The sequence below is a fragment of the Pseudomonas ekonensis genome, assembly GCF_019145435.1.
Classification (GTDB): Bacteria; Pseudomonadota; Gammaproteobacteria; order Pseudomonadales; family Pseudomonadaceae; genus Aquipseudomonas; species Aquipseudomonas ekonensis.
This window is the reverse complement of record NZ_JAHSTS010000003.1, coordinates 424,431-439,350: the sequence shown is the minus strand read 5'-3', so window position 1 is coordinate 439,350 and position 14,920 is coordinate 424,431. Positions and strand designations below refer to the sequence as shown.

Here is a 14,920-nt window from a genome sequence, read left to right as displayed (position 1 = left end):
GTAGCTTGTAGCTTGTAGCTTGTAGCTTGTAGCTTGCAGCTTGCAGCTTGCAGCTGAGAACGGGAGCTCCTCGGAGCTCCCTTTTTCATGCCCGCAGAACCGTCATTTCACCGTGATGGTGATCTTCTCCGAGACGATCGGCGGGTCGAACGCCATGTGGTTCTTGTCGCCCAGCTCCAGCTGCAGGGTGTGCTGGCCCGGCTTCAGTTCCAGCTCGGTTTCGGTCTGGGCCTTGCCGAAATGCTTGTGGTTGTCGTCCGTCGGGATCACCTGGCCGGCCGGAACGATGCTCTTGGCGTCCACCAGCAGATGGTGGTGACCGGTGTTCGCGGTCGGATCCCCCGCCGGCGCCAGCGCGATGCCCTTGACCTCGAACTTGACCTTGAACTTGCCTTCCACGACGGCGCCGCTGGTCGGCTCGACAATGTTCACCGAAGCCCCCGCAGGCGCCGGCGTGGCGGCGTTGGCGAGCATCGAGGCGCCGAGCACAAGGCCGGCGAAAGCGGCACGTAGCATGAATGTCTGCATTCTCTTCTCCAGTTTTTCCGTAAAATCCGCGCGGTCATGACAACTTCATGACCATTCGTTGTCGAAGGCACTCGTCAACCATAGCAAAGCGAGCCTGAACATCAGGCCGCGACAATGATTTCAAAGGAGTGACCATGCGTTTCCTGCCTGGCCTGATCTGCCTGCTTCCCCTTCTGAGCCCCCTGGCCCATGCCGAACTGATGGATGACATCAACGACCGCGGCGAGTTGCGCATCGCCCTAGAGGCTAATACACCGCCCTTCAATTTCAAGGACGGCGACACGCTCGCGGGGTTCGAGGTCGAGCTGGGGCAAATGCTGGCCAACGAGCTGGATGTGCGGGCCGACTTCACCGTCACCGACGAAAGCGACCTGCTCCAGGGCGTCGAAAGCGGCAAGTACGACATCGCCCTCAACCACATGGCATTGACCCCGGCGCTCAAGGATCGTTTCGACGTCAGCGAACCCTACGGCCAGGTCAACCCGCAGTGGCTGGCCAAGAAGGACGAACAGCCGCGCCCGCTGGTGCTGGTGCAAGCCTTGACCGAGGAGAAGCCCAAGGATGAAGCGCCGGTGGCGCTGGCGATTCCGTACCAGAAGGGCAACCCGGCGTTCCACGCGAGCCTGGAGAACGCCTTGCAGCGGATCAAGGCGGACGGGCGGCTGGCGACGTTGACGCAGAAGTGGCTGGAGCAGCCTGCCGAACACCCGTGAGCCGATGGCCCTGCGACGCCCGCCAAGGGGCAGCGCAGGTCAGTCGAGCGTCGCCAGGGCCTCGGCGGCCTGCGGCAGCTCCAGTTCGCTGAACACCTGCACGCCATGGCGCTTGAGCAGCGCCGCGGTGACCCCTTCACCTGAGACCTTCACCCCGCTGAACGTGCCGTCATAGGTCAGCAGATTGCCGCAGGACGGGCTGTTGGCCTTGAGCACCGCGATCCGGATGCCGTGGCGGCGCACCAGTTCCAGCGCCTGCTGCGCCCCGGACAGGAACTGCGCGCTGACGTCCTCGCCGTCGGTGGTGATGACCGCAGCGGTGCCGTCGAGCACTTCAGCGCCCTGCCCGCCCGGGATCTCCGCCGCCGCCCGGGGCGTGGGCAGACCGCCGGCCACCTCCGGGCAGGTCGGCACCACACGCCCCTCGGCCACCCATTGCTCCAGCAGCCCGAACGGCCCGCCGGCCCCGCCGTCGTAACGCACGGGATGGCCGAGCAGGCAGCGGCTGACCAGGACCCGCTCCATCTCAGAACGGCTCGTTGCCGCGGCGGCGGAACCAGCCGGTCAGCGACAGGCGCTCGCGGTTGGCCGGCAGCACTTCGTGGGGCACGTCGCCGGAGAGGAACACCACCAGGCAACCGCCCGTGGGCTGCACGTCGTGGATGCGTTCGTCGTCCAGGTACATGCGCAGCTGGCCGCCGTCCTCCGGCAGCCAGGCGTCGTTGAGGTAGATCACCGCCGAGACCGCACGCCGGTCGTCGTCGCGGAAACGGTCGACGTGCCGGCGGTAGAACGCCCCCGGCGGGTACAGGGCGAAGTGGCACTCGAAGTCTTCGAGCCCCAGGAACAGCCCGCGGTTGAGCGCCTCGCGCAGGCTGTCCATCAGGCTCAGGTAGCGGTCGCTGGCGGCGTCCTGGCCCGGCTCGAGCCACTGAATGTGGTCGCCGCGAATGCCTTCACGGACTTCCGTGGAGGCGCCGCGCCCGACCGCCGCCGGCGCCAGCTCGCCCTCGGCGGCGCGCTTGCGGCACTCGGCCGCCAACGCACGGGTCAGGTCCTGGGGCAGGAATATGTTCTGCTGCGACCAGCCGTGATCGGCGAGGTCGTCGACGATGCGCAGCAGCAGCGGGTGATCAGAGGATATGGGCATGGCGCGCATAGTATGCCGGCGGCGAGAAATCCGACAGAGCCACGCGGCGGCCTGATACGAATTCTCGACAAGTACCGGCACCGCACGGAGAATAGTCGGCTGCTGACAGGAGTCCTTATGCGCCGTTTGTTTCTCTCACTGTTGATGTTCTGCGTGTTGCCCGCCTGGGCAGACAGCCACGACCAGTTGTACAAGGTCGCCGGCTGGCCGGAACAGCGCGCGCATTTCAACGACGCCCTGAGCGCCGCGCAGCAGCGTTACCAGAACAGCCTGCCGCCGGCGGTGTTCCAGGCCCTGGTCAACAACAGCAACCAGCGCTTCGCCCCCCAGTCCGTGGACCGGCGCGCCGAAGCGCAACTGCGCCGGAACCTCGCCGACCCGAAACCGGCCCTGTCCTTTTTCCAGTCGCCTCTGGGCAAGAAGATCGTCGCCGCCGAACTGCTGGCGACCCGCCGCGACCAACTGGCGAAGAACGCCAAGGGCCTGCCGAAGATGCCGGCCAGCGACAGCCGCCTGCTGATCATCGGGCACCTGGCCCAGGCGCTGCCCGCCCGCGAGGCCGGCGCCGAAGTCAGCCTGGCGATCGCCGGCGTGGCGGCCGACAGCCTCAGCTCGATGATTCCCGGCCTGCTCGGCGCCGGCCAGGCCCAGGGCATGCTCGACGGCCAGCGTCAGCGGCTGATGGAGCAGATCGGCGCCGACCTGAACAACACCCTGCTGTACGTCTACCGCGACCTGTCGGACGAAGAGCTGGAAGAGTTCGCGACCTTCGCCGAGTCCGCCGAGGGCAAGGCCTACTATCAGGCCGCGCTGTCAGCCATCCGCGCCGGGCTGGCCGTCGGCCAAAGCACCTCGAACCTCAGTCAGTGATCTCTGTCGCCTGACAGTCCGCCATTGCCGGCAAGCCAGCTCCCACAGGGTTCTCGGTCGATCACGAATTGTGTGAACACCGGAAAGATTGCGGGAGCTGGCTTGCCAGCGATGAAGCCATCTGGATCACTGGGGATTGCGGCCCTTGATCCGCTTGCTCAGGAACTCGAAATACTCCTCGCGCATCTCCGCCACCTCGTTGGCCAGGTGATGCCGCGCCTGCGGCAGCATCAGGATCTGCGGCCGGTCGAACTTCCACTTCAGCACCTGAAGGTTGTGCGGCCAGTCCACGGTCATGTCCGCCTGGCCCTGGACGATCAGCGGCCGGCGCGGGCTCTTCTTGGCGTATTCGATGCGCTCGATCCAGCGCGACAGCGCACCGACCCACTTCGTCGGCAAACGCTTGGGCTGCAGCGGGTCGGCCTGCAGGAACGGCAGGAACGCAGGATCGTTGGTGTTCTCGCTGAAGCGCCGGGCGATGCCCCGGACGAAGGGCCGCAGCAGGTAATAGCTGAGCTGCGACCAGCCCCAGGCCCGCGGCCGCACCAGCGGCGCCAGCAGGATCACCTGGCCCTGGGCGGGGCTCTCGACGCTCTGGTCGAGCAGATGATCGACCACGATCGCCGCCCCCGTGCTTTGCCCGCACAGGTGCCACGGCTGCGGCAAGGCGATCGAGCGCGCCTCGGCGAACAGCCCGTGCAGGGCGTCCTGGTACTCGGAGAAGTCGCGGATGCTCGCCCGCTCGCCGCTCGACAGCCCGTGCCCCGGCAGGTCGCAGGCGATCACCGCGAAGCCCTGGTCCAGCGCCCAAGCGATCACATGCCGGTAGAGCCCGGTGTGGTCGTAGAAGCCGTGGAGCAGGAACAGCGTGCCCTTGGCCGTCTCCGGCCACCAGCAATGGCTGACCAGTTCGTAGCCGTCCACCTCGAAGCGGCCCATGCCGCGCCACACGTCGCGCTCGGGGAAGTCGGTGCGGTAGAAGCGCTGGTACGCCTTGGCCTCCTCCGACAGCGGCTGCCACTGGGCCAGGGGCCGCAGGCCGGCACGCAGATGATCGGGGTCGAAGGTCGCAGACATGGGCACTTCCAGAACGGTGAACAGACTTTATCGGCCTGCGATATTCATCTGTCGCGGCAGGCATGGCAAGCTAGCCGGCCTTCGAGGATCGAAAACCATGCGCCCGCCCTACCGCACCGCCCTGTTCGCCAGCCTGCTCGCGCTCGTGTGCGCCGGGGTGCTGTGGGCGGCGTACGACTGGTTCCAGGGCCGCTACCTGCGCGCCTTCAGCTCGCACACGGCGGTGTTCTCCGGCGATCCGCTGCGCCTGCCGGACGACCTGGCCGGCCCCGGCAGCATCCGCCTGGTGCACTTCTGGGATCCGGCCTGCCCGTGCAACGTCGGCAACCAGCAGCACCTGACGGAGATGGTCGAGCGCTTCAGCGCCAAGGGCGTGGAGTTCTTCGCGGTGCAGAAGGTCGGCAGCCACGGCCAGTTGCCCGCCACCCTCGGCAACCTCAAGACCATCACCGTGCTGCCCGGCTCCGAACAGATCCCCGCCAGCCCGGCCGTGGCGATCTGGGACCGCAGCGGCAAACTGGCGTACTTCGGCCCGTACAGCGAAGGCCTGACGTGCAACTCCAGCAACAGTTTTATCGAACCGATCCTCAATGCGCTCAGCGAAGACCGTCCGGTCAACGCCACCCACACGCTGGCGGTCGGTTGCTATTGCCCGTGGCCGGCGGCCGGGCCTTAAGGCATTCCGGACTTTTCGAAAGACAGCGATGCACGGCGCACAAGGTCTGTGCTAATTGTTGACGGCCCCCACGGGCGGGGATCCCGAACGCACAAGGAGTCACCATGAAACGCGTCTTCACCGTTCTTGCCTTGCTCATCGTCGCGCTGCTGGTCGCCGCCGGCGGCTACGTGTACAGCAAGCAGCCGACGCGTCAGGGCCAGGCGGAGCTGCGCAACCTGCAAGGCTCGGTGACCGTGCGCTACGACGAGCGCGGCGTCCCCCACATCCGCGCCGAAAGCGAAACCGACCTCTACCGTGCCCTGGGCTACGTGCACGCCCAGGACCGGTTGTTCCAGATGGAGGCCATGCGCCGACTGGCCCGCGGCGAGCTGGCCGAAGTGCTGGGGCCCAAGCTGCTCGACACCGACAAGCTGTTCCGCAGCCTGCGCATCCGCGAGCGGGCCGCCAGCTACGTCGCCGGCCTCGACCGCCAGTCACCGGCGTGGAAGGCCCTGGAAGCCTATCTGGACGGCATCAACCAGTATCAGGACAGCCACGCCGCGCCCATCGAGTTCGACGTGCTGGGCATCCCCAAGCGGCCGTTCACCGCCGAAGACAGCATCAGCGTCGCCGGCTACATGGCCTACAGCTTCGCGGCGGCGTTTCGCACCGAGCCGTTGCTGACCTATGTGCGCGACCGGCTCGGCGCCGACTACCTGAATGTCTTCGACCTCGACTGGCAGCCCAAGGGCGTGCTGGCCAAGGGACGCGGGCCTTCGGCGCTGGCCCTCGCCGCCGGCGACTGGCAAGGCCTGAACGCCCTCGCCCGCCTCAGCGAACAGGCGCTGATCGACCACGGCCTGCCGCAGTTCGAAGGCAGCAACGCCTGGGCGGTCGCCGGCAGCCGCAGCAAGAGCGGCAAACCGCTGCTGGCCGGCGATCCGCACATCCGCTTCTCGGTGCCGGCGGTGTGGTACGAGGCGCAGCTGTCGGCGCCGGGCTTCGAGCTGTACGGTTATCACCAGGCGCTGGTGCCGTTCGCGTTCCTGGGGCACAACCTGGATTTCGGCTGGAGCCTGACCATGTTCCAGAACGACGACCTGGACCTGGTGGCCGAGAAGGTCAACCCGGACAACCCGAACCAGGTCTGGTACCGCGGCCAGTGGACGGACATGCTCAGCAGCGAGCAGCGGATCGCGGTGAAAGGCCAGGCGCCGGTGACCGTCACCCTGCGCCAGTCGCCCCACGGCCCGATCGTCAACGACGCCCTCGGCACCGCCGCCGGCAAAACGCCCATCGCCATGTGGTGGGCCTTCCTCGAAACGCCCAACCCGATCCTCGACGGCTTCTACCAGCTCAACCGCGCCGACACCCTGGCCAAGGCCCGCGCCGCTGCGGCCAAGGTGCAGGCGCCAGGGCTGAACATCGTCTACGCCAACGCCAAAGGCGACATCGGTTGGTGGGCGGCGGCCCTGCTGCCCAAGCGGCCGGCCGGGGTGAAGCCGGGCTTCATCCTCGACGGCGCGAGCAATCAGGCGGACAAGGACGGCTACTACCCGTTCAGCGCCAATCCCCAGGAAGAGAACCCGGCGCGGGGCTACATCGTGTCGGCCAACTTCCAGCCGGTGTCGCCCACCGGCCTGGAGATCCCCGGCTACTACAACCTCGCCGACCGCGGCCAGCAGCTCAACCGCCAGCTCGCCGACAAGAACGTCAAATGGGACAACGAGGCCAACCAGAAGCTGCAGCTGGGCACCGCCACCGGCTACGGGCCGCGCCTGCTGGCGCCGTTGCTGCCGGTCCTGCGTGAGGTGGTGAGCGACCCGGCGCAGCTCAAGCTGATCGGGCAACTGGCCCAATGGCAAGGCGACTATCCGCTGGACTCGGTCAGCGCGACGGTGTTCAACCAGTTCCTGTACGACCTCGCCGACGCGGCGATGCGCGATGAGCTGGGCAACGACTTCTTCGAGACGCTGCTGTCGACCCGGGTGATCGACGCCGCGTTGCCGCGCCTGGCGGCGAACGCCGACTCGCCGTGGTGGGACAACCGCGCCACCCCGGAAAAGGAAACCCGCGCCGACACCGTCAAGGCGGCCTGGCAGGCCAGCATGGCGCACCTGAAGCAGACCCTGGGCGACGACCCGGCGCGCTGGCAGTGGGGCACCGCGCACACCCTGACCCACGGCCACCCGCTGGGCCAGCAGAAGCCCCTGGACCGGATCTTCAACGTCGGCCCCTACGCTGCGCCGGGCAGCCACGAAGTGCCGAACAACCTCTCGGCGAAGATCGGCCCGGCGCCGTGGCCGGTCACCTACGGCCCGTCCACCCGGCGCCTGATCGACTTCGCCGACCCGGCCCACAGCCTGACCGTCAACCCGGTGGGCCAGAGCGGCGTGCCGTTCGACAGCCACTACGACGACCAGGCCGAAGCCTATGTGGACGGGATGTACGTGCAGGCGCACTTCAGCGACGAGGAAGTGACGGCCAATACCCGCAGCACCCTCAAGCTGCTGCCGGCGCGGGCGGCCCGGTAACCTTCAGCGCGGCGACCGGCCCCGTCGCCGGATCGCCCCTGGCCCTCAGACTTCCAGCGCAAAGTGCTGCCGGAACTGCAGCGGCGTCACGCCGAGCCTGCGGTTGAACACATTGCGCATGTGCTGCGCATCGCGAAAGCCGCACCGGTAGGCAACGGTCTTGAGCGGCAACGCCGTGCTTTCCAGCATCACTCGCGCCGCATCCACCCGCGCCCGCTCGACGAACTCCGCCGGGGTGACCTGCGCCTCACGGGCAAACACCCGGGAGAACGTGCGTGCGCTCATGTTCGCCGCCTTCGCCAGGTCCGCGATGGCCAGATCCCCGTCCAGATGGGCCAGCACATACCGCTGCACCTGCGCCACCGCCGACGTCGGCTCGGCGTGGGGCGTCAGGAACGGGCTGAACTGCGACTGGCCGCCGGCGCGCTGGGTGAACACCACCAAGCGCTTGGCCACGTTCAGCGCCACGTCCGCGCCGTGGTCGCGCGCCAGCAGGTACAACGTCAGGTCGATCCCCGCCGTCACCCCGGCCGAGGTGTAGAGCGCGCCGTCCTCGACATACAGCCGGTCCGCTTCGACCCGGGCCTGCGGACACAGCTGCGCCAGGGCCTGGGCATCGTTCCAGTGAGTGGTCACCGTGCGCCCCTCCAGCAGACCGGCACGGGCCAGCATGAACGCGCCGTTGCAGATCGAGCCGAAGCGCCGCGCCCGCCCGCAGGCCTCGTGCAGCCAGCCGTCGAACGCCTCGCCGAAGCGTGCGGACGGCAGCTGCGGCCCGCCGGCCACCAGCAGCAGGTCGTAGGCCTGCGACGCTTCGCTGAAATGCCGGTCGGGGATCAGCGCCAAGCCGTTGGAGCAACGCACCGGCCCGTGCCCGGTGCCGATCACTTCCAGGCGGTAGTGATCCTCGGGCGCCAGAAAGCGGCCGGCTTCGGCCAGCACGTCCATGGGGCCCGTGACATCCAGCGACTGCACGCCGGGGAACACCACGATGGCGACGGTTCTGTTCATGGTTCAGGAAAATCCCTGTGGCAAGGGCCAAAACCTTAGCCAATCCACGCTCCGGAAGCGAGCTGGCACGATTTGCAGGCGCATTGGCAAGGATCGCAGCCATGGGCCGATTGTCCGGCTCCGGGGCGGGGAACAGACTTTGTCCATCAGCGCCGCCACGGCGTTTTCCACGAGGACGACCCCCATGAACACCACCATCGCCGGCATCAAGATCCCCGACAGCGCACTGGCCCGCGCCACCACCGAATACATCCGCGACATCGAATCCGACCTGCTCTATCACCACTCGCGCCGGGTGTTCCTGTTCGGCGCGCTGAGCGGCGAACGCCGGCAACTGGCCTACGATCCGGAGCTGCTCTACGTCGGCGCGATGTTCCATGACCTGGGCCTGGTCGAAGGCCACCGCAGCGACGACGAGCGCTTCGAGGTCGACGGCGCCAACGCGGCCGCAGCCTTCCTCAAGCCCTACGGGTTGAGCGACGACGACATCGAGCAGGTGTGGCTGTCGATCGCCCTGCACACCACCCCGGGCGTGCCGAAGCACTTGCGCCCGACCGTGGCGCTGGTGACCGCCGGCGTGGAGATGGACGTGCTGGGCATGGACTATGCCGCGTTCACCCACGTGCAGCGCGAAGCGGTGGTGCATGCGCACCCGCGGGGCGAGGGATTCAAGGAATGCATCATCTGCGCGTTCGCCGACGGCTTGCGCCACCGCCCGCAGACCACATTCGGCAATGTGAAGACCGATGTATTGAAGGATCAGGAGCCGGGATTCAAGCCGATGAACTTCGTTGAGGTCATCCGCCAATCACCGTGGATTTCCTGATCACATAAAAACCTGTGGGAGCGGGCTTGCCCGCGATGACGTCATAACAGCCAACAAATGTGTTGAATGTCAGACCGCTATCGCGGGCAAGCTGAACTGGCCTAATAATTCTGGACACCTCAATCGGGCGCTATGATGGCGCCCAAATCTGAGGTGTTTGGATATGCGTAATTCTTATTCCAGTGAGTTCAAACTCAAGGCGGCCGGCATGGTATTGGACGAGGGGCTATCGGTTCCCGAGGTCTGCGCCAGTTTGAGTGTTGGCCCTACGGCTCTGCGTCGCTGGGTTGAACAGGTTCGTCAGGAGCGCCAGGGATCGACTCCGGTCGGGGCCAAAGCGATTACTGCTGATCAGCGAGAAATCCAACAACTCAAAGCCTTGCTCAGGCAAAAAGACCGGGATATCGAAATCCTAAAAAAGGCCAGTGCTCTCCTGCTATTGGACGCCAAAGATCACTCTCGCTGATCGATGAGCTGGGTGAGCTGTACGGCGTTAACGAATGCTGCCGCGTGCTGGGAATCGGCCGCAGCAGCTTTTACGCCTGGCGTCAGCGCCAAGGCCGGGTGCGTCCCGAACGAGAAAAGCTCAAAGCCTTGCTGGTCAAGCACCACAAGGCCTCCAGGGCCTCTGCCGGTTCGCGCACCTTGGCCAAGGTGCTGCAAGCCAATGGGCATCGTGTCGGACGGTACATGGCGCGCAGCCTGATGCGAGAAGCCGGCATCGCCAGTCGGCAGCGTCGGCGTCACAAGTACAAGTCTTCGGGCGTGGAAGCGCTGGTGGCGCCGCATGTACTCAAGCGCCAGTTTGAGGTCACGGCGATCAACCAGGTGTGGTGCGGCGATGTCACGTACATCAAGGTCGGCAAGCGCTGGCTGTATTTTGCCGCGGTACTGGATCTGTTCGCCCGCCGGATTGTGGGCTGGTCGTTTTCGATGATCTCTGATGCCACGTTGACCTGCGAAGCCTTGCGGATGGCCGTCGAGCTACGGGGACACCCCAAAGATGTGCTGTTTCACTCCGACCAAGGCTGCCAGTACACCAGCCATAAGTTTAGAAGTGAGCTGCTGAAACATGGGCACCGGCAAAGCATGAGTCGTAAGGGCGAGTGCTGGGATAACGCCCCGATGGAGCGTTTCTTTGGCAGTTTGAAATCGGAGTGGGTGCCCGAAACAGGCTATGGCTCGGAGCATGAGGCCCGAGCGGATGTACAGCGCTATGTCACGCGCTACAACACCACCAGGCCTCACAGTTACAACAACTATTGGTCGCCGGTCGCGATGGAGAAACTGACGGCGTAAACCGTAATCGGTGTCCAGGATTACTTGACCAGTTCAAGCCCGCTCCCACAGGGATTGGGGACAACCACAGAACTGTGATCTCCCCCGGATTCAAGCCACTTCCGGGGTGGCCGAGCGGCGCACTTCCGGCTGTTTCCAGCCGTCCGCCGCGCTTTCCTCGATGGCCTGCTGGATCGCCTTGCGGCGCGCTTCTTCGGCACGGCGGCTGAAGAACCAGACCAGGAAGGTCACCAGCGACACCGCCAGCAGGATCAGGCTGGCCACAGCGTTGATCTCAGGCTTCACGCCCAGGCGCACCGCCGAGAACACTTCCATCGGCAGCGTGGTCGAGCCGGGGCCGGACACGAAGCTGGCCAGCACCAGGTCGTCCAGCGACAGGGCGAACGACATCATGCCGCCCGCCGCCAGCGACGGTGCGATCATCGGGATGGTGATCAGGATGAACACCTTCCACGGCCGCGCACCGAGATCCATCGCCGCCTCTTCGATCGACAGGTCCAGCTCGCGCAAGCGGGCCGACACCACCACCGCCACATACGCCGCGCAGAACGTGGTGTGGGCGATCCAGATGGTGACGATGCCGCGCTCCTGGGGCCAGCCGATCATCTGCGCCATGGCCACGAACAGCAGCAACAGCGACAGGCCGGTGATCACCTCAGGCATCACCAACGGCGCGGTGACCAGGCCGCCGAACAGCGTGCGGCCCTTGAAGCGGGTGATGCGGGTCAGCACGAACGCGGCCAGCGTACCGAGCGCCACGGCGGCGATCGCGGTGTAGCAGGCGATCTCCAGCGAGCGCACCACCGAGCCCATCAGTTGGGTGTTGTCGAGCAGGCCGACGTACCACTTCACCGACCAGCCGCCCCACACCGTCACCAGCTTCGAGGCGTTGAACGAGTAGATCACCAGGATCAGCATCGGCAGGTAGATGAACAGCAGGCCCAGCACCAGCATCAGGCTGGAGAAACGGAAGCGTTTCATTCTTTACCCTCCATTTCCTTGGCCTGGCTGCGGTTGAACAGGATGATCGGCACGATCAGGATCGCCAGCATCACCACCGCCAGGGCGGAGGCCACCGGCCAGTCGCGGTTGTTGAAGAACTCTTGCCACAGCACCTTGCCGATCATGAGCGTCTCGGGGCCGCCGAGCAGCTCAGGGATCACGAACTCGCCCACCACCGGGATGAACACCAGCATGCAGCCGGCGATGATGCCGTTCTTGGACAGCGGCACGGTGATCTTCCAGAAGCTGTTGAAGGTGCTCGAGCCCAGGTCGGACGCGGCCTCCAGCAGGCTCGGGTCATGCTTCACGAGGTTGGCGTAGAGCGGCAGGATCATGAACGGCAGGTACGAATAGACCACGCCGATGTACACCGCAAGGTTGGTGTTGAGGATCTGCAGCGGCTCGTCGATCCAGCCCATGCCCATCAGGAAACCGTTGAGCAGGCCGTTGTTGCTGAGGATGCCCATCCACGCATAGACGCGGATCAGGATCGCCGTCCAGGTCGGCATCATGATCAGCAGCACCAGCACGGTCTGGGTTTCCTTGCGCGCGGTGGCGATGCCGTAGGCCATCGGGTAGCCGATCAGCAGGCACAGCAGCGTGCTGAAGAACGCCATCTTCAGCGAGCCGAGGTAGGCCGACAGGTACAGCTCGTCGTCGCCCAGCATCGCGTAGTTGCCCAGGTTCAGCAGCAGTTGCAGCTTCTGCTCGGCGTAGCTGTAGATTTCGGTGTACGGCGGGATGGCCACGTCGGCTTCGGCGAAGCTGATCTTCAAGACGATGAAGAACGGCAGCATGAAGAACAGGAACAGCCAGATGAACGGAACCCCGATCACCAGCTGGCGGCCGCCGGGCACGATCCGGTTGAGGCGACGCTTGAGTTTGCGCATGTTCATGAGCGCAGCACCACGCCGCTGTCGTCTTCCCACCACACGTAGACCTGGTCGCCCCAGGTCGGACGCTGGCCGCGGCGCTCGGCGTTGGCGACGAAGGACTGCACCAGCTTGCCGCTCGGCAGCTCGACGTAGAACACCGAGTGGCCGCCCAGGTAGGCGATGTCGTGCACCTTGCCGCTGGACCAGTTGTACTCGCAGGTCGGCATGTCGGCGGTAACCAGCAGCTTCTCAGGACGGATCGCGTAGGTCACCGACTTGTCCTGCACCGAGGTGCTGATGCCGTGGCCGACGTAGATCTGCCGGTCCAGGTCCTTGCAGGTGATGGTCGCGTGGCCTTCGGCGTCGTCGATCACTTCACCTTCGAAGATGTTCACGTTGCCGATGAATTCGCAGACCAGGCGGCTGGTCGGGGTTTCGTAGATGTCGATCGGGCTGCCGATCTGGGCGATCCAGCCCAGGTGCATGATCGCGATGCGCTCGGCCATGGTCATGGCCTCTTCCTGGTCGTGGGTCACCATCACGCAGGTCACGCCCACGCGCTCGATGATCTCCACCAGTTCCAGCTGCATCTGCGAACGCAGTTTCTTGTCCAGCGCGCCCATCGGTTCGTCGAGCAGCAGCAGCTTGGGCCGCTTGGCCAGCGAACGGGCCAGGGCCACGCGCTGGCGCTGGCCGCCGGAGAGCTGATGCGGCTTGCGCTTGGCGTACTGGCTCATCTGCACCAGCTTGAGCATCTCGGCCACGCGGGCGTCGATCTCGGCGGACGGGATCTTGTCCTGCTTGAGGCCGAAGGCGATGTTCTGCGCCACGGTCATGTGCGGGAACAGGGCGTAGGACTGGAACATCATGTTGATCGGACGCTCGTACGGCGGCATGTCGGTGATGTCGACGCCGTCGAGGAAAATGCGCCCCTCCGTGGGCCGTTCGAAGCCTGCCAGCATCCGCAGCAGGGTGGACTTGCCCGATCCCGAGCCGCCGAGCAGGGCGAAGATCTCGCCCTTCTTGATTTCCAGGGACACGTCGTCCACGGCAACCGTCTCGTCGAACTTTTTCGTGACCCGGTCGATTTTGACCAGCACCTGTTTCGGTGTCTGGTCGCCCTCGAGGGCTTTCTTGTAGGCGCCGGAGGCAACTGCCATTTACGAAACTCCCAACAGAATGTGCAGTTCGCCCACGCAAGACGAACGCTGGATAGTTTGATCCTTAAAGTTATTTGCCCGACTTGACCGTGGTCCAGCTGCGGGTCATCAAACGCTGAATCTTGGGCGGCAACTCCTTCGACACGTAGAGCTTGTCGAGGATGGCCTGCGGCGGGTAGACCGCCTCATCGGTGCGGATGGACTGCTCCATCAGCTTGTCCGACCCGGGGTTGGGGTTGGCGTAACCGACGTAGTCGCTGACCTGGGCGATCACCTCAGGCTTGAGCAGGTAGTTGATGAAGGCGTGGGCCTCTTTCACGTTGGCCGAATCCTTGGGGATCGCCAGCATGTCGAACCACAGCGCGCCGCCCTCTTTCGGGATCGCGTAGGCGATGTTCACGCCCTTCTTGGCCTCTTCGGCGCGGTGCTTGGCCTGGAAGATGTCGCCGGAGAAACCGACCGCCACGCAGATGTCGCCGTTGGCCAGGTCAGTGATGTATTTGGAGGAGTGGAAGTAGGTCACGTACGGACGCACCGCCAGCAGCTTCTCGGTGGCCTTCTTGTAGTCGGCCTCGCTGGTGCTGTTGGCGTCCAGGCCCAGGTAGTTGAGCACGGTCGGCATCATTTCGTCGGCCGAGTCGAGGAACGCCACGCCGCAGCTCTGCAGCTTCTTGATGTTCTCAGGCTCGAACAGCACGCCCCAGGAGTCGATCTTGTCGACGCCCAGCACGGCCTTGACCTTGTCGACGTTGTAGCCGATGCCGTTGGTGCCCCACAGGTACGGCACGGCGTACTGGTTGCCCGGATCGTTCTGCTCCAGACGCTTGAGCAGCGCCAGGTCGAGGTTGCCGTAGTTGCCCAGCTGCGCCTTGTCGAGCTTCTGGAACGCCCCGGCCTTGATCTGCTTGCCCAGGAAGTGGTTCGACGGCACGACCACGTCGTAGCCGGTGCGGCCGGCCAGCAGCTTGCCCTCCAGGGTTTCGTTGGAGTCGAACACGTCGTAGACCGGCTTGATGCCTGTCTCTTTCTGGAAATCGGCCAGGGTCGTCTCGCCGATGTAGTCCGACCAGTTATAAATATGCACCGTACCGGCGGCCTGGGCTCCGACCGCGAAGGTCAGGCCGGCTGCGGTCAGCAGGGCATTGCGCAACGAAGAGAAAATAGGCAAGTGAAGGTCCTCTAAAATCAGTTGGGCCCAAGTTGCCCCGCATTGCATG

General features: G+C 65.3%; 16 protein-coding genes. 7 read left to right on the top strand and 9 right to left on the bottom strand.

Features of this window, described 5'->3' with window-relative positions:
* Positions 1-102: 102 nt before the first annotated feature.
* Complete coding sequence (locus KVG96_RS25985) at positions 103-528, bottom strand: DUF4399 domain-containing protein (RefSeq protein WP_217894572.1); 426 nt, start codon at positions 526-528, stop codon at positions 103-105.
* Positions 529-662: 134 nt separating this feature from the next.
* Here KVG96_RS25985 and KVG96_RS25980 point away from each other — a divergent pair, with 134 nt between their 5' ends.
* Positions 663-1,241, top strand: a complete 579-nt coding sequence (locus tag KVG96_RS25980) for a transporter substrate-binding domain-containing protein (protein ID WP_217894571.1) — start codon at positions 663-665, stop codon at positions 1,239-1,241.
* Positions 1,242-1,280: 39 nt separating this feature from the next.
* On the opposite strand, the gene KVG96_RS25975 is transcribed toward KVG96_RS25980, so the two are convergent.
* Positions 1,281-1,766: a 2-thiouracil desulfurase family protein gene (locus KVG96_RS25975; RefSeq protein WP_217894570.1), complete on the bottom strand. Its 486-nt coding sequence runs from the start codon at positions 1,764-1,766 to the stop codon at positions 1,281-1,283.
* 1 nt (position 1,767) lies between these two features.
* Positions 1,768-2,400 (bottom strand): 2OG-Fe(II) oxygenase, encoded by a 633-nt coding sequence (locus KVG96_RS25970; protein WP_085630121.1) that lies wholly within the window; start codon positions 2,398-2,400, stop codon positions 1,768-1,770.
* A 108-nt stretch (positions 2,401-2,508) separates the two neighbouring features.
* Here KVG96_RS25970 and KVG96_RS25965 point away from each other — a divergent pair, with 108 nt between their 5' ends.
* A complete protein-coding gene (locus tag KVG96_RS25965; protein WP_217894569.1) occupies positions 2,509-3,261 on the top strand; it encodes a DUF2059 domain-containing protein in 753 nt (250 codons plus the stop codon).
* Between the two features lie 126 nt (positions 3,262-3,387).
* On the opposite strand, the gene bipL is transcribed toward KVG96_RS25965, so the two are convergent.
* The gene (gene bipL / locus KVG96_RS25960; protein WP_217894568.1) at positions 3,388-4,338 is read right to left on the bottom strand and encodes a phospholipase BipL; all 951 of its coding nucleotides are present in this window, start codon (positions 4,336-4,338) and stop codon (positions 3,388-3,390) included.
* A 97-nt stretch (positions 4,339-4,435) separates the two neighbouring features.
* Between bipL and KVG96_RS25955 the strand changes: the two genes are divergently transcribed.
* Together KVG96_RS25955 and KVG96_RS25950 are read left to right on the top strand one after the other, a co-directional pair.
* Positions 4,436-5,014, top strand: coding sequence for a DUF6436 domain-containing protein (locus tag KVG96_RS25955; protein WP_217894567.1), 579 nt, complete (start codon positions 4,436-4,438; stop codon positions 5,012-5,014).
* Between the two features lie 104 nt (positions 5,015-5,118).
* Positions 5,119-7,530 (top strand): penicillin acylase family protein, encoded by a 2,412-nt coding sequence (locus KVG96_RS25950; RefSeq protein ID WP_217894566.1) that lies wholly within the window; start codon positions 5,119-5,121, stop codon positions 7,528-7,530.
* A gap of 45 nt (positions 7,531-7,575) precedes the next feature.
* Here KVG96_RS25950 and KVG96_RS25945 read toward each other — a convergent pair whose 3' ends face one another.
* Positions 7,576-8,541: a GlxA family transcriptional regulator gene (locus KVG96_RS25945; protein WP_217894565.1), complete on the bottom strand. Its 966-nt coding sequence runs from the start codon at positions 8,539-8,541 to the stop codon at positions 7,576-7,578.
* A 184-nt stretch (positions 8,542-8,725) separates the two neighbouring features.
* Here KVG96_RS25945 and KVG96_RS25940 point away from each other — a divergent pair, with 184 nt between their 5' ends.
* The 3 genes from KVG96_RS25940 (at position 8,726) to KVG96_RS25935 (ending at position 10,666) form a co-directional block, all read left to right on the top strand.
* Entirely contained in the window at positions 8,726-9,367 is a 642-nt protein-coding gene (locus KVG96_RS25940; protein ID WP_217894564.1) for an HD domain-containing protein, read from the top strand.
* Positions 9,368-9,530: 163 nt separating this feature from the next.
* Complete coding sequence (locus tag KVG96_RS27590) at positions 9,531-9,833, top strand: transposase (RefSeq protein WP_225927402.1); 303 nt, start codon at positions 9,531-9,533, stop codon at positions 9,831-9,833.
* The gene (locus KVG96_RS25935) at positions 9,806-10,666 is read left to right on the top strand and encodes an IS3 family transposase (protein ID WP_367617499.1); all 861 of its coding nucleotides are present in this window, start codon (positions 9,806-9,808) and stop codon (positions 10,664-10,666) included. Before KVG96_RS27590 ends, KVG96_RS25935 begins: the two co-directional genes overlap by 28 nt.
* A gap of 90 nt (positions 10,667-10,756) precedes the next feature.
* Here the strand turns inward: KVG96_RS25935 and KVG96_RS25930 are convergent, their stop codons facing one another.
* The 4 genes from KVG96_RS25930 to KVG96_RS25915 all read right to left on the bottom strand — a co-directional run bounded on the left by KVG96_RS25930 (position 10,757) and on the right by KVG96_RS25915 (position 14,871).
* A complete protein-coding gene (locus tag KVG96_RS25930) occupies positions 10,757-11,647 on the bottom strand; it encodes an ABC transporter permease subunit (protein ID WP_217894563.1) in 891 nt (296 codons plus the stop codon).
* Positions 11,644-12,564 carry an ABC transporter permease subunit gene (locus KVG96_RS25925; protein ID WP_217894562.1) on the bottom strand — a complete coding sequence of 307 codons (921 nt, stop codon included), beginning with the start codon at positions 12,562-12,564 and terminating at the stop codon, positions 11,644-11,646. Before KVG96_RS25925 ends, KVG96_RS25930 begins: the two co-directional genes overlap by 4 nt.
* Positions 12,561-13,703 (bottom strand): ABC transporter ATP-binding protein, encoded by a 1,143-nt coding sequence (locus KVG96_RS25920; protein ID WP_085581002.1) that lies wholly within the window; start codon positions 13,701-13,703, stop codon positions 12,561-12,563. Before KVG96_RS25920 ends, KVG96_RS25925 begins: the two co-directional genes overlap by 4 nt.
* Positions 13,704-13,773: 70 nt before the next feature.
* A complete protein-coding gene (locus KVG96_RS25915) occupies positions 13,774-14,871 on the bottom strand; it encodes a polyamine ABC transporter substrate-binding protein (RefSeq protein ID WP_217894561.1) in 1,098 nt (365 codons plus the stop codon).
* Between the last annotated feature and the right edge of the window lie 49 nt (positions 14,872-14,920).

Bases quoted from the DNA above. Each gene is read 5' to 3' on its own strand.
- KVG96_RS25980 (WP_217894571.1), top strand. From the start codon at position 663: ATGCGTTTCCTGCCTGGCCTGATCTGCCTGCTTCCCCTTCTGAGCCCC.
- KVG96_RS25925 (WP_217894562.1), bottom strand. From the start codon at position 12,564: ATGAACATGCGCAAACTCAAGCGTCGCCTCAACCGGATCGTGCCCGGC.
- KVG96_RS25945 (WP_217894565.1), bottom strand. From the start codon at position 8,541: ATGAACAGAACCGTCGCCATCGTGGTGTTCCCCGGCGTGCAGTCGCTG.
- KVG96_RS25940 (WP_217894564.1), top strand. From the start codon at position 8,726: ATGAACACCACCATCGCCGGCATCAAGATCCCCGACAGCGCACTGGCC.
- KVG96_RS25955 (WP_217894567.1), top strand. From the start codon at position 4,436: ATGCGCCCGCCCTACCGCACCGCCCTGTTCGCCAGCCTGCTCGCGCTC.
- KVG96_RS27590 (WP_225927402.1), top strand. From the start codon at position 9,531: ATGCGTAATTCTTATTCCAGTGAGTTCAAACTCAAGGCGGCCGGCATG.
- KVG96_RS25970 (WP_085630121.1), bottom strand. From the start codon at position 2,400: ATGCGCGCCATGCCCATATCCTCTGATCACCCGCTGCTGCTGCGCATC.
- KVG96_RS25950 (WP_217894566.1), top strand. From the start codon at position 5,119: ATGAAACGCGTCTTCACCGTTCTTGCCTTGCTCATCGTCGCGCTGCTG.
- KVG96_RS25985 (WP_217894572.1), bottom strand. From the start codon at position 528: ATGCAGACATTCATGCTACGTGCCGCTTTCGCCGGCCTTGTGCTCGGC.
- KVG96_RS25930 (WP_217894563.1), bottom strand. From the start codon at position 11,647: ATGAAACGCTTCCGTTTCTCCAGCCTGATGCTGGTGCTGGGCCTGCTG.
- bipL (WP_217894568.1), bottom strand. From the start codon at position 4,338: ATGTCTGCGACCTTCGACCCCGATCATCTGCGTGCCGGCCTGCGGCCC.
- KVG96_RS25965 (WP_217894569.1), top strand. From the start codon at position 2,509: ATGCGCCGTTTGTTTCTCTCACTGTTGATGTTCTGCGTGTTGCCCGCC.
- KVG96_RS25920 (WP_085581002.1), bottom strand. From the start codon at position 13,703: ATGGCAGTTGCCTCCGGCGCCTACAAGAAAGCCCTCGAGGGCGACCAG.
- KVG96_RS25975 (WP_217894570.1), bottom strand. From the start codon at position 1,766: ATGGAGCGGGTCCTGGTCAGCCGCTGCCTGCTCGGCCATCCCGTGCGT.